This window comes from Bacillus sp. 01N45, assembly GCF_056399205.1.
Map to the genome: position 1 here is coordinate 428,652 of NZ_JBFTQW010000002.1, position 21,905 is coordinate 450,556.

The following is a 21,905-nucleotide window of genomic DNA, read 5'->3' on the forward strand; positions in this document are numbered from 1 at the left end:
CCTTCTTTTATCATGACATGAATTTTCACAGTTAGTATAACCATCATAAGAAGCAAGATACTGCATGAAAAATGGAAATTGAATTCATGTACACAAAAAGACACTCCATAATGAAGTGTCTTTCTGCAGGTTATATTAGATTTACTTAAAGAAAGCTTTGTTAAGATAAGACATTTTCAAATGCTTATGTATATAGAATACCAAAAGATTTCAATCATGTGATGGGACTTAAGATGTATTTTTCATTCATCATATAGTCGGATGAACGAAAAATTAATATTCAATTTCATCAAAATCCTTCGGCTGCGGTACCGTTTGCATATTAGCTGCATCTTTAGGATCGCTATAAATTGCATTTTGTTCTGTATTCATATCTTTTATATTTTGTTTTTTATTTTTATTCATTTTATCTTTCATTTTTTTCACTCCTTTTTCATTATAGGAGTAATTATGCCCTATTACCGTTACGAAATGTATCAGCGACTAAATTGCTAAATTCACGTAAATAATATAAATAATTATCACCGCCGTAGTTATACCTTTTATTATACATTTTCGCAACAACTACATTATATTCAGGTATTACTAAAAGAGTCGGTCCTGTAATTCCTAATATTTGATACGCTCCTTTCGGCACTCGTTCACCAAGTTCACTTAAAAGCGTAGGTTCATTTTGAACGAACCAAAATAACCCATTTTGTGGTAGTTCTTTGTTTGCAAATGTTGGACTTTGCAAACTCGTAGCAATTTTTATAACTTCTTTTGGAACAATTTGTTTACCGTTTATCATACCTTGATTTAAATGAAGATTGCCCCAATAAGCAAATTCTCTAGCTGAGACAAATAGATTTTTTTCAGTACCATCATTTACCGTACCGATTTCACTAATCGCGTCTTCACTTGGATTATTAACAACTTTAACTAAGTTTTCATCTTCCTGAATTCTCCAACCTGTTTCTTTGAAGTTAGCTAGATCAAATACACGCTCCTTTAACAATTCAGGAAAACTTTTGCTATATAGCTGATAAATAAGACGTGTTATCATTCTGACATTAACATCTCTATACGCCCATGCTTGTCCAGGTTCAAATTCACGAAAAATTGTCCCATCATGCGTTTCTCCTAAACCGTGCGAATGGGTTACTAAATGTCTTATTGTTGTTTTACCAAGTAATACAGGATCAAAGTCTTTAAGATACTGTATCGCTTCATCATCAATAGAGTTTATTTTCCCCTCGTAAAGCGCAAATGCTACCATTAAACCTAAATAACTTTTTCTCGCAGAAGCAACGTTGAATTGTGAAGATGCGGTTACTTTTTTACTTATAGATGTATTTGAATGATGGCCACTATAATGCTCTAGTACGATTTTGTTATCTTTTATTATACACAGTGCTGTAGCAGAACTATGATTTTCTTCTTTTATATTTTCTACCCAAGAAATTAACTTATCGTATGTATACAAATAAATCCCCCTTAACACGAATAAAAAATTACAACATGAAAGAAAAGTATAAAATAGTATTTACACCTTTCTTTCATGTACACCATTGTTAGTTTTCTATACTTAAATGATCCACCAGTTCCAGCAGTTAAAACAACCGAAACATCCAGCGCAGCCTACACAACGACCACCACATCCTCCACATCTTCCGCCGCCACATCCACCACAGCGACCACCACAACCTCCGCATCCGCCGCAACGACGTGCATCGTCTTGAATGTAATAGTATGGATATTGATTTTGTTGTAGTTGATCCCAATACACAACATTACCAGATTGATAATCATTAAGGTTTAATGATTGTAGTTCTTGTTGAAACTGATTCATTACGAAACCCTCCATTTATAAAAATAAATTCCGTCCCAATGTTAAAGTTTATATATTTTTGCAAACAAAGTAGAAATAAGGCTATAGACTAAATGCGTACATCAACAAAATATGAACTTACACTAGGTGATGTACCTTGTTTTTCAGCCTATTTTCTTAATCTCCTTTCAGGGACGTATTTACTATTAATAGAGGTGTTTAAAAATTGCTAATCCAACAGTTTAGTCGTTCATCGCTTAATTTCCTTTCTAGTAACTCTTTAACTGAAGGTACTGGCATAATTTTATACGTATGTAAAGCCTCTTGATTATAATCTATCCAGTGAAACGCTAAATGAGATTCTTTAGATTTTGGTATGAAATCAATATGTAACTCTTGCGAATCTACTTCAAAAATATGATTGATTTCATGATGAAGAACTTCATGGTCTTGCCATTGGTTTTCTATGACGCCTAAAAATTGTTTTATACTACAATTTACTCCGAGTTCTTCTCATAGTTCTCTTATTAATGCATTCTCAGCTGACTCGCCAACTTCAACATGACCACCTGGTAAAAAATAATGATGGCCAATATATTCAGCCAATAATAATCTATTATCCTTTAACATAACAGCTCGTACAATATGATGAAATTTATTTTTCAATTGCTATTCCTCCCAGTCATTTAATGGCATCTTTCATTTCACATCTTTACTTCGTAATACTTAAACGAACAAACGATATACTTGCTCACCATCATATTCATGTCCCAATGGTTGAAAACCGTAACGTTCATATAGTTTCTTTGCAAAGACATTATCTTTATGTACTGTTAATCTTATTTCTTTACACGCCTTACATGTATTTTTTATTAAAGAAACACTTTCTTGTAATGCCGCTTTTCCATAACCATTCCCTTGCTGCTTTTGATCGATAATAAATCCATTTATCCAATACATATCAGTTGTTTCTCTTACAACAGCATGCATAATAAAACCAACCATTAGATTGCCGTCGTATATCGCAAATGGTATGTACTCCACATTGTCTCCATCTGGTTTTATATATACTTTAGCAAGTGAAACTGCTACAGATGGAACAAATTTCGTCTGATTTTCTTTAACTTGTAGCTTTAAGGCATCTTCCCAATTCTCTCTCGTAACAACCTTTAACTGGACATTCAATATTTTAGGCTCCTTTATAAATAGGTTGTATTTTTATATTCAACAGAGTGACATATTCTCCTTTTTCCGACAACAACCTACAACATGATCTTATTAAATTTTTCTTTATTTAAGTGTAAAGCTGTATTGTTTCACGAAATATTAAAAAGGAACTAGCATAGTGCTAATTCCTTTTACTAAAAAGAAAACCTTGTTATTTATCGTATCCTTTTTGAGTTTCATCATTTATTAGGTTTTCTATTTTCTTATCATCAGGTATTGGTTTCCACCAATTACCTGTAATAAATAGCATGGTTAATAAATTATAACTATCACTAAAGTAGCTTTCTTTCTTATTCTTCATCCAATCCCATCCACTATTTACCCACTTTTGATTATCGCTTTTCGTTGTACTTGCAGCAATAAACGGTGAAACAAATACAGCAGTTGGATAACTACCAATATTGGATCCGTTTAATTGATAACCATCCACAATTTTAGAAGGATTTCCATTCGTTTTATTTTGAATCCATGAAGAGACTTTATCAGAAACGACTTTACTTCTTTTCTCGCCGTACATCGCATAGTCCATTACAATTCTCAATGGTACCCGACTAGCATTGTAATAATATGCATTTGTATATTCTGACTCATCTAAGAAGTCTTTAGGTGCGGGTTGTGGTGGAGTTTTTACAACGAAATCTGAAATAAGTCCTGTATTTTGAGAGTATTTATTACTAAATTGCGTATAAACATCGTACAAATTATTAATAACAGTAAGCCAAGTTTTATCACCTGTAAATTCATAAAATGCTCTAAGGTGTGACATCATCCAATCAGATGGTCTCGTATCAAGTGAATTTTTAGAATCCCAATCTCCCAAATTTAGTCGGTTATTATTTGTAACATTACTAGCTTTAATACCTTTTGTAATCATGTCTTGTGCTTCTTTCAAATAATTAACCGTTCCATTTGATCCCCACTGCTTATGAGCAAGAAGAAGAGAATACGCAATATCTAAATCCCCATCAGTAGCAGAATCAAAATGACCTTGTGCTTTTTTACTATCTGCGACAACCCATCCCATTAAATTAGGATTTTGAGAGCTTTTAAAAGTTCTTGCTGTTTTAAATAAACCATCATAGATTTTTTGAGCATTCGAATCATAACCAGCCATTAATACTGTAATTATCATCCCATACCCTTGACCTTCTGAAGTTCCAAGTGGCTTAAACCCATCAGCATCACCCGTAATCTCTCCTTTTACGTAATAACCACCAGGTAAAGAAGATAAATCATTTTTCAAATATTTCTTTTTCCAATTATCGTAGTAACTTCTTACAGAAGCATTTAAACTTTCCTGTGTAACATGATTTGGTTTTATAACACCTGCATAATTAACTTGCTGGGGAAATGGTTTCATTTCTTTTACAGCAGCTACTTGTTGATTAACTATGGGAATAGAAGTTTGTACTGAATTGTCCGTTCCATTTGCTGCGAAACTAGAATTAGAAAAACTAGCTAGTCCGATTCCTATAATAGAAATACATGTGAAAATTTTTCTTTTTCCATTCATTATGTTGTCATCCCCTTTTAAAATGCTTACTACATAAAATGTAACATACAATATTTAACTGAAATACAAAATATTATATTTATCAACAAAAGAAAGTATAATAAAGTGGTTATGGAATGAGTTTATATTGATTTATTATTTACTAGAGTTGTATATTTTTCTTTTTTTGATAGTGATATATGAGTAATTAAAACTCCAAGTATAGTAATTCCCCCGCCAATTATTGAAACAAAAGTCGGTACTTCACCTAACCATACCCAAGCAATAAAACATGCAGTTACTGGAGTTAAATATAGAGAACTTGTTGCCTCAGCAGCACCAGAATGGGATATGATATATGCCAATGCGATATATGGGAGTACTGTTGGAAATAAACCTAAATATATAACACTCATATTCACTTCAAGAGGAGCTGCTAGTATTTCTGTATACACTCCCGGCGAGAAAATAAGCATACATACAGTGCTAGATAAAATTGTATATATAGTAAATGGCAAGAAGCCATACTTTCTCAAGTAAGAAGTTTGGAAAACAAAAAATAAGCTTTCTGAAATCGCTGCTAATAAAATAAATAATCCTCCACTATTCAATTGAATAGCATCTCCTTGACTAAATGATATGAAAGCAATTCCTATAAAACTAATTACACCACCGATCCAACCATTTAATTTCATTTTTTCATTCAAAAAAACAGATGCAAAAATAGCCGTTACTATAGGTGTGACTGAAACGATTAAACTTGCAGATCCAGCATTTACTGTTTTTTCGCCGTAGTTTAATGCAATGTGATAAACAGTAAATCCTAAAGCACCAAATATAAAAATTGCTGGGATATCCTTTAAGTCCGGCAGTCGTAACTTGTATATAAAAGAAAACAACAGAAGAATAAATGAAGCAATTAATAAACGTAGTAAAGTAAGGTGCTCAGGTGTATAAGATTCGAGCCCCATACGAATTGCTGGAAAGGCAGTCCCCCATATTAAAATCGTAAAAGCATGAGCACAAATAATCCGAAAGTCCCATTTTTTATAATTCATGTTTTTTCTCCCCCTTCAAACCAACCACTTTATAATTACCAATTATTTCTTTTCATCATATTTAATAGTTGTTACAATGTCTTCAACCAGTTATTTATCGTAAAAACCAACCACTTGGCATTTATAAAGTGAACGAGGGAGTTTTTTTATGACAACTAATAAAAAACTGCCTAAGTATCGGCAGATAGTAAACTTTATGAAAGAAAAAATTGAAAATGGAGAATGGCCTATTGGAAGTAAGATTCCTAGTCAACGGCAGTTAGCCAAATTATTTCATGTAAATCGAAGTACTGTAATAACTGCGCTAGATGAACTTATGGCAGATGGATTGATTCAAGGGAAAATTGGAGCAGGAACAATTGTAACAAATAATACATGGTCATTATTAGCGACGAATCCCCCGCCTGATTGGAGTGACTATGTAAAAGCTGGTATTCACAAACCTAGCAAGTTAATGGTACGAGAAATCAATGAAGCAGAAGCAAATAAAGAACTTATCCATCTTAGTAAAGGTGAACTTGCGCCTCAAATTTTCCCGCTAGAAACTATGCAGTCCATTATGAAAAGCGTAAGTGACGAAATAGATTATTTTGGATACGAAGAACAAAAAGGTTTTTTGCCGTTACGTGAAGCAATTAGTACATACGTAAAATCATTCGGAATACATACTTCAGCCAGTTCTATATTAATCGTCTCTGGTGCATTACAAGCACTCCAATTAATATCAATTGGTCTTTTGCATAGAGAATCAACCGTTTTACTTGAACAACCTTCTTACTTATATTCACTTCATGTATTTCAATCAGCAAATATAAATCTATCTGGTATATGTATGGATAATCACGGTATTTTACCTAACGAATTATTAAAACGTATTAAATACAGTCAAAAGAAAAACATTTTATATTCTATCCCAAGTTTTCAAAACCCAACAGGGGCATTAATGTCTCAAGAACGAAGAAAAGAAATAATAAAAATATGTGAAAAGGAACAGTTACCTATAATTGAAGATGATATTTACCGAGAGTTATGGATTGATGAACCATCTCCACCTCCTTTAAAGTCGATAGATAAACATGGACATGTATTATATGTTGGTAGTCTTTCTAAAACACTTAGCCCAGGACTTAGAATTGGATGGATCATTGGACCCGAACCAGTTATTGATAGATTGTCAGATATAAAAATGCAAACAGACTATGGATCGAGCTCTTTATCTCAAAGAGTTGCTGCTGAATGGATAAATAAAGGTTTTTATGAAGAACATGTTGCAAACGTAAGAATTCAATTAAAAGAACGAAGACAATTCATGATACGAGCTTTAAATAAATACTGCGCAGATGTTGCATCGTGGGATATTCCTAGTGGTGGATTATTTATATGGCTAAAGATTGTACCTAACATTCCGATGAAGAAATTATTTTCAGAGGCGCTATCAAAAGGAATTCTTTTAAACCCAGGACGTATATATGAAGAAGAATCAGATCGGTACATTCGTTTATCATATGGATATGTTTCTCCAGAGCAAATAACTAGCGGAATTAAATTGTTGAGTGAATTAATCCGTAAGCTCATGGCATAACAAAAACTCCTCTTTTAACTATAGAGGAGTTTTTGTGTATCGTATTTACCACAATCTCATTTCCTGTCCCAATAAAATAAGTTCGTCATAAGGATCTCCGTCAATATTTAATACTTGAGCAAAAGCAGGTTCTGTTTTTAAACCGTTCTCTTTTAAGCGAAGAATTTCTTCCCTTATATGGGGATGCTGTATTAATAGCATGTGCTCTACTATCATATGTCTATATGCATTTTGGTTACGTACTGGCTTAGGCTGAGCAAATAATTCAAATTTAAAACCTTCAAATTCAAAATTTACCTTTATCGATTCTGTAGTTTTAATTTTTTTCTTTTTTATTTTGAATCCTTTATAAGAACCGTATAAAGATCTCATTTCCTGTTCAAAAACATCAAAGTTATGTACTTCCATTACTATATCTAAGTCAGATTGAAGAGTATCAATTCTAATAGGAATTGTCCCGCAAAGAACCGGACTATACAAAATTAAATCCTCCATAATGTTAAGTTTATTCAAAACATCATACACTTTTTGTTGCTTCTCATTCCCAGATTGTAAATATGTAATAGATGTAAACATGGAAGTCTCTCCTTCTTTTCACGTAATACGTGTCTCCGCTAAGTTCAAGAAAAATTTGTCTGTTTATATTTGTGCTAGGAGTACATTTATTTCAAAATATTAAGGTGAATAAACAATGCGTTTCAACTTTCCTCCTATACTGCAATACTATAAAAATAAAAAAGGAGGAATTATTATGAGCATTTTTCACATTCTTTTAACCATCCACATATTATTTGGAACAATATGCTTAATCACCGGTATTGTAGCGATGGTTGCTCAAAAGAAGAAAGGAAAACATACGGAATGGGGTGAAATATATCATGCATCCTATGTTGTCATCACCCTTACTGCAATTATATTATCCATTATAAGCTGGGATAAAATCGCATATTTATTTTATGTAGCAATTTTCTCTTATTCATTTGCGATATATGGATACCTCGCACGAAAAAAACGTTGGAAAAATTGGCTCCATCACCATATTAGAGGTATGTTAGGTTCTTATATTGGTGCCGTTACCGCACTTTTAGTAAACGTCGGTATTCATATTCCCATAATTAATTTATTACCGCCTATATGGTTTTGGTTTTTACCTACATTAATCGGTATTCCTCTCGTAGTCAGTGTATCAAAAAAATATAAAAAGCGTAGTTAAAATTCATTACAATTTCGTTACTTTCTAATGATAATTACAAAAAATCATACTCAATGTAATATTTTATTAACAAATTCAAATTCAAATTGCTTTAAGTTCGTCACTTGGAGCTAAATAAAAAGAATCCAATAAAAATATTGGATTCTTTTTCGGATTTCATTTCAATATCGGCTCTATGTATTCAATAATGTTACCATTTGGACCACAAACTATCTTTGTATACTTGTGGGTACTTGTTGTATTGATTCAGTGATAATTACACCATTATAATTGAAGATTGTAATAACGAATGTAAACGATCCGGGTAATTCGTAAACATCCCGTCAACTCCCCATAGAAGTAACTTTTTCATATCTTTTTCATTATCTACAGTAAATGGATGAACTTCTAATCCGTGTTTCTTTATTCTCTTTACATAAGCTGAATCAATATATTTATAGTTCATCCCAATACCGATACAGTATGTTTTGTACTTTTTTATCTCTAATTCAGTTAATTGAACTGCCTTTTTGTAAGGTAGTAATTGTACTAGAGGTATATGAACATCTAAACTATGAATTTTTTGCAAACTTACTTTACTAAATGATTGAATAATAACTTTATCACTTATTTCGTAGTACTGTATAATTTCTAATAACTTTTCTTCCATACCGGGATATTCATCTGGCGATTTTGTTTCAATGTAATAATTAGTACTATTCCTGAACGTTTCAATAATTTCCTCTAGTGTTGGAACTGTAGCATCCTCAAATTCTTTCTTTGCTAAAGCTGGATGCTTTTCATTGAAAAAAGAACCTACATTTAGTTGCTTTATTTCTTCTAATGTATGTTCCTTAACTAGCCCCTTACCATTTGTAGTGCGGTTTACTGTTTCATCATGCATAGCTACTAAATGTCCATCTTTTGTCATTTGAAGATCAATTTCTATATAATCTCCTTTTAATTGTTGTCCTAGTTTATAAGCTTGTATTGTATGTTCCAGCGCATACGCAGAAGCTCCTCTATGTGCAATGTTTTTTATATGATTTGATTGATTAATAGCTTTTGTGTACTTAAGTTCATTTACTTTATGAAAAGCAAAAGTGACTATTACTATAAAGGTGAAAATGATTGTAACGATATATATTTTTTTCATAATGATGTATTAACTCCTACATGAAAGCAATTTAGATTGAATAATTTATTCAATTAAACGTCTATTTTCAAATACAGTCATTTGTCCAACAGATTGAAAACCAGCCTTTTTATAAATATTAATCCCATCAGGTGAAGCTTGTAATACGCATTGAGAAACGTTTAATTCCTTTGCTTCTTGTAGCAAGTAATTAAACATAGTAGAGCCAAATCCTTGCCCTCTCATTTCTTCTTTCGTTGCTATATCATAAATACCAATACTATCTTTTGTACATACTAACGAACCAACAGATACGACTTCATTTTTAAAAATCCCTAAATATAGTTTCATATTCTCACTATTCCATAAATCGAAAGAAGCAGTTTCATTGTAGAATGCTTGTACATGTGTACCTTCCTCTGAAGTACCAAATAGATTAGCTAACGTTTCCCCAAAATTTTTAATTTGTCCTGACGAAGATGCTTTTTGTATCGTAAAACCTTCTGGCATGTTTATTGTTGGATGAATTGTTTTTAAGTCTGCTATCATCGCGATATTTTGTTCTGTTTCTTTTAAGCCAAGCCTTATTAATTCGCTTTTTATAGTCTGCTCATGCCTATCATCCCAAAACCAAACACTCATTGGAAATTTCTTTTGATTATAGTTGTTTACCACTTTATATAGTTTCTCAATACCTTCCGTTAAATTATTGTTTAGTATAGTAATGATATTAAATGTATCTGCCGGTAAACCACAGTCGACAGCAATGTAATCCTTCGTTTCTTTTACATTCATTCCATGTAACTGCCGCGCAATATATGAGGTTTTATATGTGAAGTTATCTATTAGTAACTGTTTATAATTCATTCATTTTGCTCCTTTCATAAAAATTCGTTTTCGAATTCTTCAGTATTAAATATAACACATAAGAAATGTATCTATTTCTATAAAAATATCTCTATACATTACTCTTTTTGCCCTAAAAGAATTAAAAATGATATAACGTTGTCGGAATGAAAAAAGTGGTATATAATAAATAGTAACATTACTAGTAATTATTTTAGGTATTCCTAGAATAAAGGAGCGATACATATGAAAATTACTATTTATTTCGGAAGTCATGAAGATCAAGATGTTCGTACTATGGACTGTCATTTAGATGTAGAAGATGCAGAAGAGATCGTTTCTGTATCATAATATAAATAGTTGGGATGAACCCTCTTCCCTACAGCGTTTAAGGCACCTTTTACAGGTGTCTTTTTGTTGTTTTTTTCGTCAAAAACCCTTTACTTTATAGCGTTTTAATAGTAAAATAAAAATATACGAACAAACGTTCTTTTTATTTTAATTGTACATGAAGGGATGATTTTTACAATGGCTCAAGCAAAGCGCAGAGGAAGAAAAAAGCAAACACCTATCATTTCAAATACAGGCTTTATCGGCTCTGTCTTTATTGATACATTGGAGTTACAAAAGAAATCCTATTATTTCGCTCGTAAAAAACTTCAAATTGTTCATCACGTACTTGATGGCCTCTCTGGGGCAACAAGTTCTTTATTTAAAGAACATAATATTTCAGCATACATGTCATGTGTGTATTTACATAAACAAAAGAAAATCGGCTTCGTTCTTTCAACGAAACCATTTGAACAAAGTGACGGCGTTGCTTATTTTGTAAATTATTTAATCGAAAAGAATTTTTACAGTAATGATGAAGAAGTAGAATATCAAGAAGTATTTAATACAGGTTTTATCGGTGTAGTATTCGCTGATTTATGTAGCATAGATCGCTTTAATTTCGAGTTTGAAATGGGTATGTTAACGAAATTAATGAAAGATATGATTATTCCGGTTAAAGAACTCTTTTTACGCCACAATGTACCGGCCTACATCTCCACTTCTCATTTAGAGGAACAAAACAAATTAGGTTTCGTTCTATCTGTAAAACCGTATGATGAACGTGCAGAAGCAGATTTATATTTTGAGGCGTATTTAAAAGAACGCGGGTTATTTAATGGTGATGAAGAAGATGATATTGATAAGATTGTTATTAGAAAAACAGCTGAATTACGATAGAAAAGCGCAGGATGATGATCCTGCGCTTTTTATAATTTATGAAACTGATTTACCAAATAAACGGTATTAGTTTTTTTGTTTTCTGTTTATACACTGTAAATTGTTCACCGTACTTATTCTGTAAGTAATCATCAGATTGCGGAATATAGTCAAAAACAAATACAAAGAATAGGCCTATAAGAATTAACAAACTATAAATTTCGTTTTATAGTATTTGCTTTTCTTAGCTTGAAAGAGGTAGCAGTATCCATTCTATAAATAATCTAAGAATCTACTAAGCACTATAATCTTTCGAATGAACCTCTAATATGAAACGATTTGATGAAACTTTAATTACTATGAAATATAAGAATCCCCCTACAATTGGAATGGTGTACGCTGGGATATAATTTAATAATAGACCGGATAGTGCCATTGCTATAGGGAGCATCATTTTACCTATACTTAATCCAATGCTGAGAACCCTTCCCCTGTATTCATCGGGAATCTCATTTTGCATGAAATAAATTAAAGGAATATCAATTAACGCTATAATAAATCCTAAAAAGATCATAACAACACAATACGTAATAACGAATACTAAATCATTCACTTCAAAACTTTTGAATAAAACTGGAATTCCTAAAATAATCATAAAAACTGACAACATAGAACTTAGTTTTTTCAAAAGATAAGAGTAAGAAAAACGATCAGTTATCTTTTTTACTACAATTGCACCAATTATCATCCCTACTGGAAAAGTCCCTTGAATGATACCAAATTGCTTAGAACCAAGATTGAGTACTGTGTTAATAATGTATGGCAATGGAACAGTTACAGCAAAGCCTAAGAAGAAATTAAACGAAATTAAAATATGAAACGTATTCTTTAAGCTTTCCTTTTCAAGTAAGTAAGAAAACCCCTCTTTTATATCTTTAATAAAATTAACTCCTCTTTTTGAATTTCCCTCATTTATGTTGTACTCGAACAGTCTAAAATGAATAAATAGTAATGCTATCCCTGAAAGAATAAAAGAAATACCGTTTATAATTATAAAGGTCTTAATATTAAATACTGAAAAAACGATGCCACCTAACATAGGGCCGAGAATTAAAGATACAGAATCGATAATTTTACTTATAGAATTAATACTCATAAGCTTCTCTTTAGAGACGATATTTGGTTTTGCAGCCTCTAATCCTATTCCAAAAAAGGTTGTAAACACTGTCATAAGAAAGGTTGTAGTATAAATGATGAATAAGTTTAATCCATAATAGCTGCTTAATATATAAACAGCTATTAATAAGTATCCACTTAGTAAATCCATACAAATAACTAGTTTCTTTTTATCAACCTTATCAGCAATTACACCAGCAAAGGGATTCAAAACAATCATTGGAATCGTTCCTAATATGAGCGTAATCGCGAAATTTAACGCAGATCCAGTTATTTGTAAAACATATAATCCTAATGCGAAACTATACATAGCGGTACCGAATATTGATACTGTTTTTGCGATTGAATATAAACAAATATTTCTTAGTTCCTGGTTTCTTTTTTTATTTTCTATATGTAATCGTAAACTTCCCATAACAATTCCCCCCACTTTTCTTTGTATTACATTAAGTGTAAGTTATTGGGTTAACCCAATATCAATACATTGTGTTTAAAAATTAATACAAAGAAATAAAAAAAGATGGGGTTAACCCCATGCCCATTAAACTAATCTCATCTACCGTCAATGATTTGAAGATAAATAGTTTAGAATTGCTTAAGCAAATAGTTGTAATTGATTAGATACAAAAATATACATATAAAAAACGCCACCCTTTTCTATAATTAATTCTACAGAAAGGATGTCGCTTTTTTACTTTATATAGCCGTTTAATACTTACGTTTGTTATTTATATAATCTTCATTAGTGAAAGTTAGCAATAGTTGAATCATTTAGACGCGCTTCCATCGAAAGGTAAAATTATTAGAGTTTCAGAAAGCCCATTTTATCTCTTTCATATAGGTACACATGTACAAATACGAAATTTTTTTATTGAAATGTAAAAAGTAATATGGTATCTTCTATTACATTGACTAATTACATATGAGAATCATGTATAACTCCAAGAATATGGCTTGGGGGTCTCTACCAGGAACCAATAACTCCTGACTACAAAACGCGTCTTTTAGCGTTTGTGGTCAGGAGTTTTTTTGTTTTAAGGTAAATAATGACGAGAAGGGAATACAAAAAATGAATTTCAAAGTATTTATATTAGCTTTAGCAACAATAGCAGTAGGGCTTGTAGAGCTTATTGTTGGAGGAATATTGCCAGACATCGCTAAAGATTTTAATGTTTCATTAAGTTCCGCTGGTCAATTAATTACAATCTTCGCCTTTACTTATGCAATAGCAGGTCCTGTATTATTAATTTTTACAAGTAAAGTGGAAAGAAAAAAATTGTATATTATTTCACTTTATATGTTTCTAATTGGTAATATACTTACTTATTTTAGTCCAAACTTTACTTTTATGATGATAGCAAGAATTTTAACTGCTATGAGTACAGCATTAGTTGTCGTACTTTCCCTTACAATTGCAGCAAAGATTGTAAATCCCTCTTACCGAGCAAAAGCATTAGGATTAATTTATATGGGTATTAGCTCTTCACTTGTTTTAGGAGTACCACTAGGCATATTAATTTCAAACACATTTGGCTGGAGAGTTATTTTTCTTTGTATAGCTATTTTATCATTGGGATCTATTATCTTAATTTCAGTATTTTTAGAGAAAATACCTGGTGAGGAAAACCGAACTCCTTTATCTATCCAATTAAAGGCCGTGTGTAGTCCAAAACTAGGTGCTGCTCATCTAGCTACCATGTTTATGTTAGCAGGACACTATACTTTATATGCTTATTTTACTCCTTTCTTAGAAGAAAAGTTTCACCTAAGCCCTTATTGGATAAGCATATTTTATTTAGTATTTGGTATAGCTGCAGTAAGTGGCGGAGCGTTCGGCGGTATATTATCAGATAAAATAGGGGCTCCAAAAAGTATTGTGATAGTTATTACTTTATTTGCTCTAATCTTATTTATATTACCGTTCACGACAGTTTCTATTGGTCTATTTATTCCTGTTATGATAGTTTGGGCTGCATTAAGTTGGGGACTTGCACCACCTCAACAAAGTTATTTAATCCAAACCGCCCCAGATACGTCAGATATACAACAAAGTTTTAATAATTCAGCTCTACAAATAGGAATCTCACTCGGTTCCGCAGTTGGAGGTATAGCTTTAAAACAAGTAGAGAATGTTGCCTACATGGCCTGGGTTGGTGGATCTCTAGTTCTATTGTCTTTAGTTTTGGCTATCTTTTCTCTTACTAGACATACACCGATAAGAGAGTGTCATGTGAGTGCTAAACATGTAGATTAACATCCTCTTTGTCTTTTAATCGCAAAGAGTATAAATATAAATCATCAAAAAAAGTCCAGTTATAAAACCGGACTTTTTTTGACGGGATTGCCCTTATCTTTTTCCGAAAAATGAATATGTATAAATTTCTTCTCCTTGAACAAAGAAATCCTCGTACTTTCCTCCTCGTGTCAAATAATTTGAAGTACTTTCATCAATGGATTGAAAGTGTAGATTTTGGATTTCTTTCGTTACTTTTGAAAGTGTAAAATTTTCTCGAAAGTTATTTGTAATTTGGCTATTTGAGCTGAAATTTTTAAATAAAATAAATAAACTTACTAAATAACAATCCGTTTTAAAAAGTGGATTTAATTCGTGAAGTAAAAAATCCTCATGCTCAAAACTATAATTGCTCGTACCAGAATGATCAATTACTACATCAACTGACTGATTCTGAATAGGGATATTCAAAAAATCAGCACAGATAAAGAGAATGTTTCTTTTCGGATTTCTTCTCGCTAATACATCTTTTAAAAATAAAAGTTTATTTAAATCTCGATCCACTGCAATGTATAGGCAATTTTCGGGCAGTTCTTCATAAATGTTTCTCAAAAAGAATCCAAGTCCCGATCCTAAATCCAGTATTAATTTGTTATTTAAATTTAAATGTACTAGTTTCTTTTTCGCCCATTCCCCTTCCCTATGCATATTTTCCAAATACGCATTATCAGTTTCATGAATATAATCCGAAATAGTATCTTCAAGTGACGTTTGCTCATTTACTTTAAACAATTTACCCGCAGTTATAATTCCTGAAGTAATAATATATTCTTCACCACAATTACAAATTAGCTTCCCCTCAGTAATTTGATTGTTAGTAATAATTCCATTTTGAAGAATTAGTTTTTCGCTACACTTAGAACATGTAAGTAAATGAAGTACGCTTAAATCTATCCCTATAATTGAATTTGAAGTTTCATTTGTTAATAATAAATCTTGTAACACTTCCTTTAATTTATCCCGCCTCTTCCCCAAAAGCTCTATTTCCTGTTCCATCTTGTCATATTTCAATTTAAATAAAGATTGGTAAAAAGTATCATTTTCGTAATTCATAGATTTCGCTAAATTTTTATAAAAAAATAGTTCTTTAATTTCATTCAAGCTAAATCCTAGATCTTTGTAATGTAATATAAGTTCTAAATCTATTTGACAATACTCATCAAAAAAATAATGCCCTCCCCTTTTTTCAGGAATAATGAGACCCAGGTCCATATAATGTCTAATTGTATCAATACTTATGTTATTTAATTCTCCAAATTTACCTATTTTCATAGCATCACTACCATTTATATATTTTTTTATATAGATTTCTATTTTTATATTTAAAAACCCTTTAAACTTTCGAAACAACATTATTTACGTTATGTATGGGATATTTGAATGCCACATATTTTATAGGTGTATAATCCTTTTATTTAATTAAATTTCCATCGCATAGAATATACAGGAATTTATAACTTAATATAGAACATAAAAAGGAGCAGTTTATATTCTAAATTAGGGGACATACATACGGAATGAGGGATTAGAAAATGAAAATTGCAATAGTCTGTTTTGATAACTTTACTGATATAGATGTTTTTCTACCATGGGATTTATTAAATCGTGTACGTTTAGTTGGCGGTATTTCTGATTGGGACGTTCAACTATTAGGAACGGGAAAAACTCATATATCCATGTCTGGCTTACGTATTCCCATGACAGGAAGCATATCTGATATTCCGTCTGCTGACGCTGTAATATTTGCAAGTGGTAAGGGTGTACAAAATTTATATACAAATCAAGAGTATCTTAATAGCATTCATGTAGATCCTCAAAGACAATTAATAGGATCTATGTGTTCTGGTTCATTACTACTAGGAGCTAAAAAATTACTAACAGGTAAGAAAGCCACTACATATCCGTCCGTAGTAGAACAGCTTAAAGAATTTGATGTAGACGTTATTGAACAAAGTTTCGTAAACGAAGGAAATATCTCGACTGCTGCAGGCTGTTTTGCTGCTCAAGATCTCTCAGCATGGATTATAAGAACCCTAATCAATGAAGAAATGGTCGATACTGTTCTAGAAACTGTTCAGCCAGTAGGCAAAGGTTTATATTTTTAATTTCAAATCAAGTTGAGGGATTGGTTGCTCCTCAAAACAATAAAATGAGCCTTTTTGTTTGATGGCGACGTGATATGCCTCCAATTTCAATTCAATTAAATAAAAAACCCGTGAATTATTCACGGGTTTTCCTCTTAATAACTAATTGCTATTGTACCTTCACCTGCATGAACCGCAAATGAAATTGGTAATGGATATAGTTTAAAGTCCATTTCAGGGAATGCTTTTCTAATATCTGAAATCCATTCCTCAGCTCCATCTTTATCGTTAGCATGGAACATATGAAGTACTTTTGGTAATTCTTTTTCGAGTTCATTTTTAATGTATTCTCGACATTTTTGGATTTTGCGAACTTTCTTTTCAAGTAAAAGCTCTCCACCTTTTACTTCTAATATTAAGTTGACACTTAATAAACTTCCAAGTAAAAATTGAACTCCCTTTACACGTCCACTTGCGTAAAGGCCTTTTAAACTTTTCGGGAATACGTGGAAAGGTCTTCTTTTTTCATCTACTAATGTTTTGTGTATATCTTGTAACGTCATACCATCATTGTATAACGATTTCGCTTTTCTAATTAGTTCATCCATTGGATAACTTGTTGTTTCACTATCCAATACCGTTAATGGGAAACCTGCCATGTCTGCAGCTAACTTCATGTTTTGATAAGTTCCACTTACTTTTCCGCTAATAGCAACTGCAAATCCCTCTTCATATTCTTCTTTGCATTTCGAAAATAACTCTACCATTTCCCCTATGTTAGGTTGTGATGTAGTGACAGTTTTACCTTCGTTTAACGCATTATAGACGCGCTCACGCACACCTTCTTCACAATCTTTGTACGACACACCATCAATAATAACTTCAATTGGGATAACAAAGTTATCTCCTTCTGTTGTAAAACTCGCAGTTGTACTATCAGTAATCCAAGCAACACGCTTCATGTTGTTCCTCCCTTAATTCAATTCCTCTTTTCTGACTTTTCTATATATTTATGTTACGAAAAGAGAATATCCCTGTAATAGTAACAGGACTTTATTGTTTTGGCTATAGTAGATGGATATTAAATGTGAATATTTTTTGTCATTTTCACGAAAAAAAGAAGAAAACCGAAGTATTTGCCCGATTTTCTTCTTTTTATACATTATTTAAAGGTTTCATTATCTAAAATTACAACATAATCATTTGTCAATCGACCAGCTTCTTTCGTATAACTAACAAGTCTTTGTACGTTATCACAGCAAAGTTTCGCTCCCCATACGAGTAACGGTACGCCGATGAAGTCGATGTGAAATCTTCTAGAAAACAGACCACCGAAAGTCATTGGTAAAGGCACTGTTGGTGATGTATTAGAAAAAATAATCTTTTCATGACTTTGATAATGTTTTTGCAAAATCTCTCCTAAATGTTTCATCGCAGGTACAACGACTTTTGATGCACCACATCCAATTGTATAAACCGGATTACCATTTTCGTCTATTCCATGAAAAATGATTTTGCCCATATCCTCTGTTTTCAATTTATTAAAGTAATCTACATTCAAAATTTCTTCTTTCGTTAACTTACGATCCGTTGGTAATTTATTTAAATGATAAGCTGCAGCAAGTGAAGTTGAATGTGTTCCGCCAAAATCTGTATAAATGAATATCATATTATCATCCCTTGTTGTAAAAGTTCAATGTTATTTAGTATTACCGTTCACGGCGCTGTTAAACAATGGATGAATACTTTCATGTTTTTTGTATTAATTCATTATATTTTTTCCAAATATAATATCGTTTACTAATTACAGTACCTAATGTGATACATAAAAAGGTATTTGTTACAACCATTAATGTATAGTGAGTACTGCTAGAAAACATACTTTGTTTAATCAAAACCTTCGTACCTAGAATGGCAAGTAGAATAATTGTACTTAACCAATTTCCTTTGCGTAATACATGACCTGTTTCACTATCTAATCGAAATGTTAAAACTTTTCCCCTAATCATTCCAAGGCCCAATCCAATCCCCAGCATTACAACGAATAGTAATACTTTCAATATAGTTAATTGTCCCATATGAATAATAGACTGGATTGTCGCAAAGCACAGCAAAGTCGGAATGAACCAAATACGATTAATATTCACTTTATATTCTTTACCTTGCATTAATATCATTATAAAAACAACAAGTAGAATAACAAATAGAATATCCATTTAGAGTCCTCCTATTTACTTGTTTACATTTGAAAATTATATTCGCTTCTTTTCATTCCATACTTTAAATAAACTAGCTAATAAAAATTATAAAATATAGAATGTGATTTCCCATCAGTTTTAAGCATTGTTTATGCAAAAAAGACGTACAAATAAATAGTACGTCTTTTTTGCATTTATTAATGCGTTCATAAACTCTTTTAACCTTATGAAAAAGAGTTTTCTAATTCTTTCATTATCTTTTCAGGACCCGCTCCTTTATTTGACGGAATAACTACTGTAATACCTAATCCTGGATATACGGCTGAGCGAAAACTGACTCCTGGATCATATCCCATTACATGATATTTGAATATCTTGTTTTCTCTTGTTTCAATCCATATTCCATAGCCGTAAGACTGATTATTATTTACTTGAATATGAGGAGTTAAAAGCATGTTTGTATATTCTCGGCTTATGATTTCATAGTTAAATAACGCTTCCCAGAACTTCAGCATGTCTGGCGCAGTAATAAAAGCACCACCATCAGAACCACCTTTTATTGGTATAGAGTAGGCGTTTGTTCTCCAATTTTGGTTAATTTCGTCTTTTATATATCCTAAAGCTGTGTGTCTTGGTAAACTATCTAAAGAAAAATAGCCAGAATCATTCATACCAATTGGATTGAATATGTTTTTTTCTATATATTCCGTAAATTCAAATCCTGTCTGTTCTTCGATTATTAATCCCAGTATGATAAAACCTGCATTGTTGTAATGAAACTTACTTCCAGGTGCAAACATCATATTTCTGTTTTGGAATAATGGTAAGAAGTCTTTTAAATTTTTTAATAGATACATAGGAGTTTGTTCCCAAAGATCTTCGAAATTATCCATAATACTTTCATCAAAATAATCTGGAATACCCGAACTATGCGTCAGAAGGTGATGTATTGTAATATCTTCATTGAAGTTTGGACAGTTTATGCGTAAACAATCTTTTAACTTTGTTTGAAAAGTAATTATCCCCTTCTCAACAAGTTGACAGATACCGATAGCAGTGAATATTTTACAACCGGAGGCAATTCCGAACCTTGTTTGTAGCGTATTATTTATACATTCATTGCGATTTGCGTAACCAAACGCCTCTTCATAGACTAAGCCTTTTTCTTCTTTTACTAAAATTACCCCAGAGAAATCTATATGCTGATGCATTTCTTTTACAATACTGTCTATTTGATCTTTTGTTTTCATTACAAAAACCACCTTCGTTTATCAATATTGTTCACCCTTCTTATATTTCCATATATAGGAGGGTAAACCCTCCTATTGAATACCGTAAATCAAAACCAAGATTACTATTTTGAATTGATTGACTCAGAGGAATGCACTTTAGAATGTGAGGGCAATAAAGTAAATACACACAATATGATAGTTATAAGCAGCATTACCAATGAGCCTACAATAACCACAAGTTGTATAGAAATAAATTGAGTTGCAACTCCGAACAAAATCGTAATTAAAATGGTGATGCCCGCAATCACAAGCCCATATATACTCCCAATCCGTCCCATGATATGGACAGGGACATTATTTTGATAAAAGGTATAAAATCCTGTGTTTGCATACGCCATAGAGAAAGATAAAATAAAGAATCCAATAGCAGCTATTAAAAATTCATTTGAAAAAGCATAAATTAAATAACCGATTGCTATGAATAATGATCCTATTCCAATTAAAAATGAAGGCGCTATTTTTTTGGATAAAATTGTATTTGTTATAGCTCCTAAAATAAACCCGGCTCCAGCAATACTAACTAAAAAGCCATATTCACTATCTGTTAACAATAAAACTTCTTTCGCAAATGACAATTCAAGTGAATCAGTTGCGGCAACTAAAACCATCATCCCTTGAAATAAGAAATACACAAAAACGATATATAAAGATTTTTTACTGAAATTTAAAACGATGTTCCAATCTTTTTTTAGTACAGCTAAAGATAACTTATCATTTGACGTAGTAATATCGGATTTTTTATCAAGATTAGGTAACAGCAATGTAATTACTCCTGATAAGAGAAATGCTATAGCATTTATATATATAGCAAACTCCGGTGTACTTGCTATTAACAATACTCCCGCTATCGCTGGACCAATTAATGATGCACCAGATCCTATTAAACTACGTAATGAGTTGAAACGGTGTCTTTTCTCTACTGGTATTAATTTCGTCATATATGTCATAGCAGTTGGCTCATAAATTGCACTGGCCATACTGATAAAGAATACGAATACATAAACAATCCAAAGTGATGGAAGTAGAGGTAAAATAGCGATAAATACCGCACGATATATATCGAGGTGAATCATTAACTTCCGTTTATTTAAACGATCAATCATACTTCCTGACCATGCGTTTGTAAATAAGGCGGCTAATGGTTTAATTACATATAAAGTAGCAACAGCTAAGGCTGAGCCTCCCATATTATAGACAAGTACATTCAGTGCTATTAAGTAAATCCATGCCCCTAAATTCGCAATACCAACTCCAGACAGTAGTAATAAAGGATATTTCCAATCTTTAAGTAAGTTTTTCATTTTAGGCCCC

General features: G+C 31.9%; 21 protein-coding genes, 2 pseudogenes and 1 riboswitch. Of the genes and pseudogenes, 5 read left to right on the forward strand and 18 right to left on the reverse strand.

Annotated features, from left to right (window positions below; translation table 11 throughout):
• Window positions 1-273 precede the first annotated feature (273 nt).
• The 7 genes and pseudogenes from AC1DMU_RS06415 to AC1DMU_RS06445 form a co-directional block, all read right to left on the reverse strand.
• A complete protein-coding gene (locus AC1DMU_RS06415; protein WP_087984441.1) occupies window positions 274-417 on the reverse strand; it encodes a hypothetical protein in 144 nt (47 codons plus the stop codon).
• A gap of 31 nt (window positions 418-448) precedes the next feature.
• Entirely contained in the window at window positions 449-1,465 is a 1,017-nt protein-coding gene (locus AC1DMU_RS06420) for a serine hydrolase domain-containing protein (RefSeq protein ID WP_088063618.1), read from the reverse strand.
• A 102-nt stretch (window positions 1,466-1,567) separates the two neighbouring features.
• Complete coding sequence (locus AC1DMU_RS06425; protein WP_060486806.1) at window positions 1,568-1,831, reverse strand: heterocycloanthracin/sonorensin family bacteriocin; 264 nt, start codon at window positions 1,829-1,831, stop codon at window positions 1,568-1,570.
• Window positions 1,832-2,029: 198 nt separating this feature from the next.
• Window positions 2,030-2,476: pseudogene (locus tag AC1DMU_RS06430) on the reverse strand (NUDIX domain-containing protein).
• Window positions 2,477-2,536: 60 nt separating this feature from the next.
• Window positions 2,537-2,995, reverse strand: a complete 459-nt coding sequence (locus AC1DMU_RS06435; RefSeq protein ID WP_088063617.1) for a GNAT family N-acetyltransferase — start codon at window positions 2,993-2,995, stop codon at window positions 2,537-2,539.
• Window positions 2,996-3,188: 193 nt separating this feature from the next.
• On the reverse strand, window positions 3,189-4,550 hold the full coding sequence (locus AC1DMU_RS06440; protein ID WP_088063616.1) for a family 8 glycosyl hydrolase: 1,362 nt from the start codon (window positions 4,548-4,550) through the stop codon (window positions 3,189-3,191).
• Window positions 4,551-4,672: 122 nt separating this feature from the next.
• Entirely contained in the window at window positions 4,673-5,587 is a 915-nt protein-coding gene (locus tag AC1DMU_RS06445; protein WP_088063615.1) for a DMT family transporter, read from the reverse strand.
• Between the two features lie 148 nt (window positions 5,588-5,735).
• On the opposite strand from AC1DMU_RS06445, the gene pdxR reads away from it, so the two are divergent.
• Window positions 5,736-7,169, forward strand: a complete 1,434-nt coding sequence (gene pdxR, locus AC1DMU_RS06450) for a MocR-like pyridoxine biosynthesis transcription factor PdxR (protein WP_088063614.1) — start codon at window positions 5,736-5,738, stop codon at window positions 7,167-7,169.
• 45 nt (window positions 7,170-7,214) lie between these two features.
• Here pdxR and AC1DMU_RS06455 read toward each other — a convergent pair whose 3' ends face one another.
• Entirely contained in the window at window positions 7,215-7,745 is a 531-nt protein-coding gene (locus AC1DMU_RS06455; protein WP_060486812.1) for a DUF4269 domain-containing protein, read from the reverse strand.
• Window positions 7,746-7,920: 175 nt separating this feature from the next.
• Between AC1DMU_RS06455 and AC1DMU_RS06460 the strand changes: the two genes are divergently transcribed.
• Entirely contained in the window at window positions 7,921-8,382 is a 462-nt protein-coding gene (locus AC1DMU_RS06460) for a hypothetical protein (protein ID WP_000021531.1), read from the forward strand.
• Between the two features lie 256 nt (window positions 8,383-8,638).
• Here AC1DMU_RS06460 and AC1DMU_RS06465 read toward each other — a convergent pair whose 3' ends face one another.
• Entirely contained in the window at window positions 8,639-9,517 is an 879-nt protein-coding gene (locus tag AC1DMU_RS06465) for a glycerophosphodiester phosphodiesterase (protein WP_088063612.1), read from the reverse strand.
• Window positions 9,518-9,562: 45 nt separating this feature from the next.
• Window positions 9,563-10,363, reverse strand: a complete 801-nt coding sequence (locus AC1DMU_RS06470) for a GNAT family N-acetyltransferase (protein ID WP_088063611.1) — start codon at window positions 10,361-10,363, stop codon at window positions 9,563-9,565.
• A gap of 495 nt (window positions 10,364-10,858) precedes the next feature.
• Here AC1DMU_RS06470 and AC1DMU_RS06475 point away from each other — a divergent pair, with 495 nt between their 5' ends.
• Window positions 10,859-11,572, forward strand: coding sequence for a hypothetical protein (locus AC1DMU_RS06475; RefSeq protein ID WP_097890153.1), 714 nt, complete (start codon window positions 10,859-10,861; stop codon window positions 11,570-11,572).
• A 49-nt stretch (window positions 11,573-11,621) separates the two neighbouring features.
• Here the strand turns inward: AC1DMU_RS06475 and AC1DMU_RS06480 are convergent.
• Window positions 11,622-11,777 (reverse strand): annotated as a pseudogene (locus AC1DMU_RS06480) (methyltransferase family protein); the annotation flags it as partial.
• Window positions 11,778-11,846: 69 nt separating this feature from the next.
• Window positions 11,847-13,142, reverse strand: a complete 1,296-nt coding sequence (locus AC1DMU_RS06485; RefSeq protein ID WP_088063609.1) for an MFS transporter — start codon at window positions 13,140-13,142, stop codon at window positions 11,847-11,849.
• A 496-nt stretch (window positions 13,143-13,638) separates the two neighbouring features.
• Window positions 13,639-13,738, forward strand: a riboswitch (purine riboswitch).
• A gap of 58 nt (window positions 13,739-13,796) precedes the next feature.
• Between AC1DMU_RS06485 and AC1DMU_RS06490 the strand changes: the two genes are divergently transcribed.
• Window positions 13,797-14,981 (forward strand): MFS transporter, encoded by a 1,185-nt coding sequence (locus AC1DMU_RS06490; protein WP_088063928.1) that lies wholly within the window; start codon window positions 13,797-13,799, stop codon window positions 14,979-14,981.
• Between the two features lie 93 nt (window positions 14,982-15,074).
• Here AC1DMU_RS06490 and AC1DMU_RS06495 read toward each other — a convergent pair whose 3' ends face one another.
• A complete protein-coding gene (locus tag AC1DMU_RS06495; RefSeq protein ID WP_088063927.1) occupies window positions 15,075-16,292 on the reverse strand; it encodes a methyltransferase domain-containing protein in 1,218 nt (405 codons plus the stop codon).
• 260 nt (window positions 16,293-16,552) lie between these two features.
• Between AC1DMU_RS06495 and AC1DMU_RS06500 the strand changes: the two genes are divergently transcribed.
• Entirely contained in the window at window positions 16,553-17,125 is a 573-nt protein-coding gene (locus AC1DMU_RS06500; RefSeq protein WP_088063608.1) for a DJ-1/PfpI family protein, read from the forward strand.
• 134 nt (window positions 17,126-17,259) lie between these two features.
• Here AC1DMU_RS06500 and AC1DMU_RS06505 read toward each other — a convergent pair whose 3' ends face one another.
• From AC1DMU_RS06505 to AC1DMU_RS06525, 5 genes are all read right to left on the reverse strand, one after another.
• Window positions 17,260-18,066: a DegV family protein gene (locus AC1DMU_RS06505; RefSeq protein WP_000831941.1), complete on the reverse strand. Its 807-nt coding sequence runs from the start codon at window positions 18,064-18,066 to the stop codon at window positions 17,260-17,262.
• Window positions 18,067-18,266: 200 nt separating this feature from the next.
• Entirely contained in the window at window positions 18,267-18,773 is a 507-nt protein-coding gene (locus AC1DMU_RS06510; protein ID WP_000576339.1) for a DUF3189 family protein, read from the reverse strand.
• Between the two features lie 79 nt (window positions 18,774-18,852).
• A complete protein-coding gene (locus AC1DMU_RS06515; RefSeq protein ID WP_000353194.1) occupies window positions 18,853-19,320 on the reverse strand; it encodes a DUF1453 family protein in 468 nt (155 codons plus the stop codon).
• A gap of 206 nt (window positions 19,321-19,526) precedes the next feature.
• A complete protein-coding gene (locus AC1DMU_RS06520) occupies window positions 19,527-20,552 on the reverse strand; it encodes a serine hydrolase domain-containing protein (RefSeq protein WP_088063607.1) in 1,026 nt (341 codons plus the stop codon).
• 104 nt (window positions 20,553-20,656) lie between these two features.
• Window positions 20,657-21,895, reverse strand: a complete 1,239-nt coding sequence (locus AC1DMU_RS06525) for an MFS transporter (RefSeq protein ID WP_088063606.1) — start codon at window positions 21,893-21,895, stop codon at window positions 20,657-20,659.
• Between the last annotated feature and the right edge of the window lie 10 nt (window positions 21,896-21,905).

Excerpts from the sequence above, each read along its gene's own strand:
- AC1DMU_RS06460 (WP_000021531.1), top strand. The coding sequence starts at position 7,921 with ATGAGCATTTTTCACATTCTTTTAACCATCCACATATTATTTGGAACA.
- AC1DMU_RS06520 (WP_088063607.1), bottom strand. The coding sequence starts at position 20,552 with ATGAAAACAAAAGATCAAATAGACAGTATTGTAAAAGAAATGCATCAG.
- AC1DMU_RS06425 (WP_060486806.1), bottom strand. The coding sequence starts at position 1,831 with ATGAATCAGTTTCAACAAGAACTACAATCATTAAACCTTAATGATTAT.
- AC1DMU_RS06470 (WP_088063611.1), bottom strand. The coding sequence starts at position 10,363 with ATGAATTATAAACAGTTACTAATAGATAACTTCACATATAAAACCTCA.
- AC1DMU_RS06475 (WP_097890153.1), top strand. The coding sequence starts at position 10,859 with ATGATTTTTACAATGGCTCAAGCAAAGCGCAGAGGAAGAAAAAAGCAA.
- AC1DMU_RS06490 (WP_088063928.1), top strand. The coding sequence starts at position 13,797 with ATGAATTTCAAAGTATTTATATTAGCTTTAGCAACAATAGCAGTAGGG.
- AC1DMU_RS06485 (WP_088063609.1), bottom strand. The coding sequence starts at position 13,142 with ATGGGAAGTTTACGATTACATATAGAAAATAAAAAAAGAAACCAGGAA.
- AC1DMU_RS06500 (WP_088063608.1), top strand. The coding sequence starts at position 16,553 with ATGAAAATTGCAATAGTCTGTTTTGATAACTTTACTGATATAGATGTT.
- AC1DMU_RS06505 (WP_000831941.1), bottom strand. The coding sequence starts at position 18,066 with ATGAAGCGTGTTGCTTGGATTACTGATAGTACAACTGCGAGTTTTACA.
- AC1DMU_RS06510 (WP_000576339.1), bottom strand. The coding sequence starts at position 18,773 with ATGATATTCATTTATACAGATTTTGGCGGAACACATTCAACTTCACTT.
- AC1DMU_RS06440 (WP_088063616.1), bottom strand. The coding sequence starts at position 4,550 with ATGAATGGAAAAAGAAAAATTTTCACATGTATTTCTATTATAGGAATC.
- pdxR (WP_088063614.1), top strand. The coding sequence starts at position 5,736 with ATGACAACTAATAAAAAACTGCCTAAGTATCGGCAGATAGTAAACTTT.
- AC1DMU_RS06415 (WP_087984441.1), bottom strand. The coding sequence starts at position 417 with ATGAAAGATAAAATGAATAAAAATAAAAAACAAAATATAAAAGATATG.
- AC1DMU_RS06455 (WP_060486812.1), bottom strand. The coding sequence starts at position 7,745 with ATGTTTACATCTATTACATATTTACAATCTGGGAATGAGAAGCAACAA.
- AC1DMU_RS06515 (WP_000353194.1), bottom strand. The coding sequence starts at position 19,320 with ATGGATATTCTATTTGTTATTCTACTTGTTGTTTTTATAATGATATTA.
- AC1DMU_RS06465 (WP_088063612.1), bottom strand. The coding sequence starts at position 9,517 with ATGAAAAAAATATATATCGTTACAATCATTTTCACCTTTATAGTAATA.
- AC1DMU_RS06495 (WP_088063927.1), bottom strand. The coding sequence starts at position 16,292 with ATGAAAATAGGTAAATTTGGAGAATTAAATAACATAAGTATTGATACA.
- AC1DMU_RS06525 (WP_088063606.1), bottom strand. The coding sequence starts at position 21,895 with ATGAAAAACTTACTTAAAGATTGGAAATATCCTTTATTACTACTGTCT.
- AC1DMU_RS06445 (WP_088063615.1), bottom strand. The coding sequence starts at position 5,587 with ATGAATTATAAAAAATGGGACTTTCGGATTATTTGTGCTCATGCTTTT.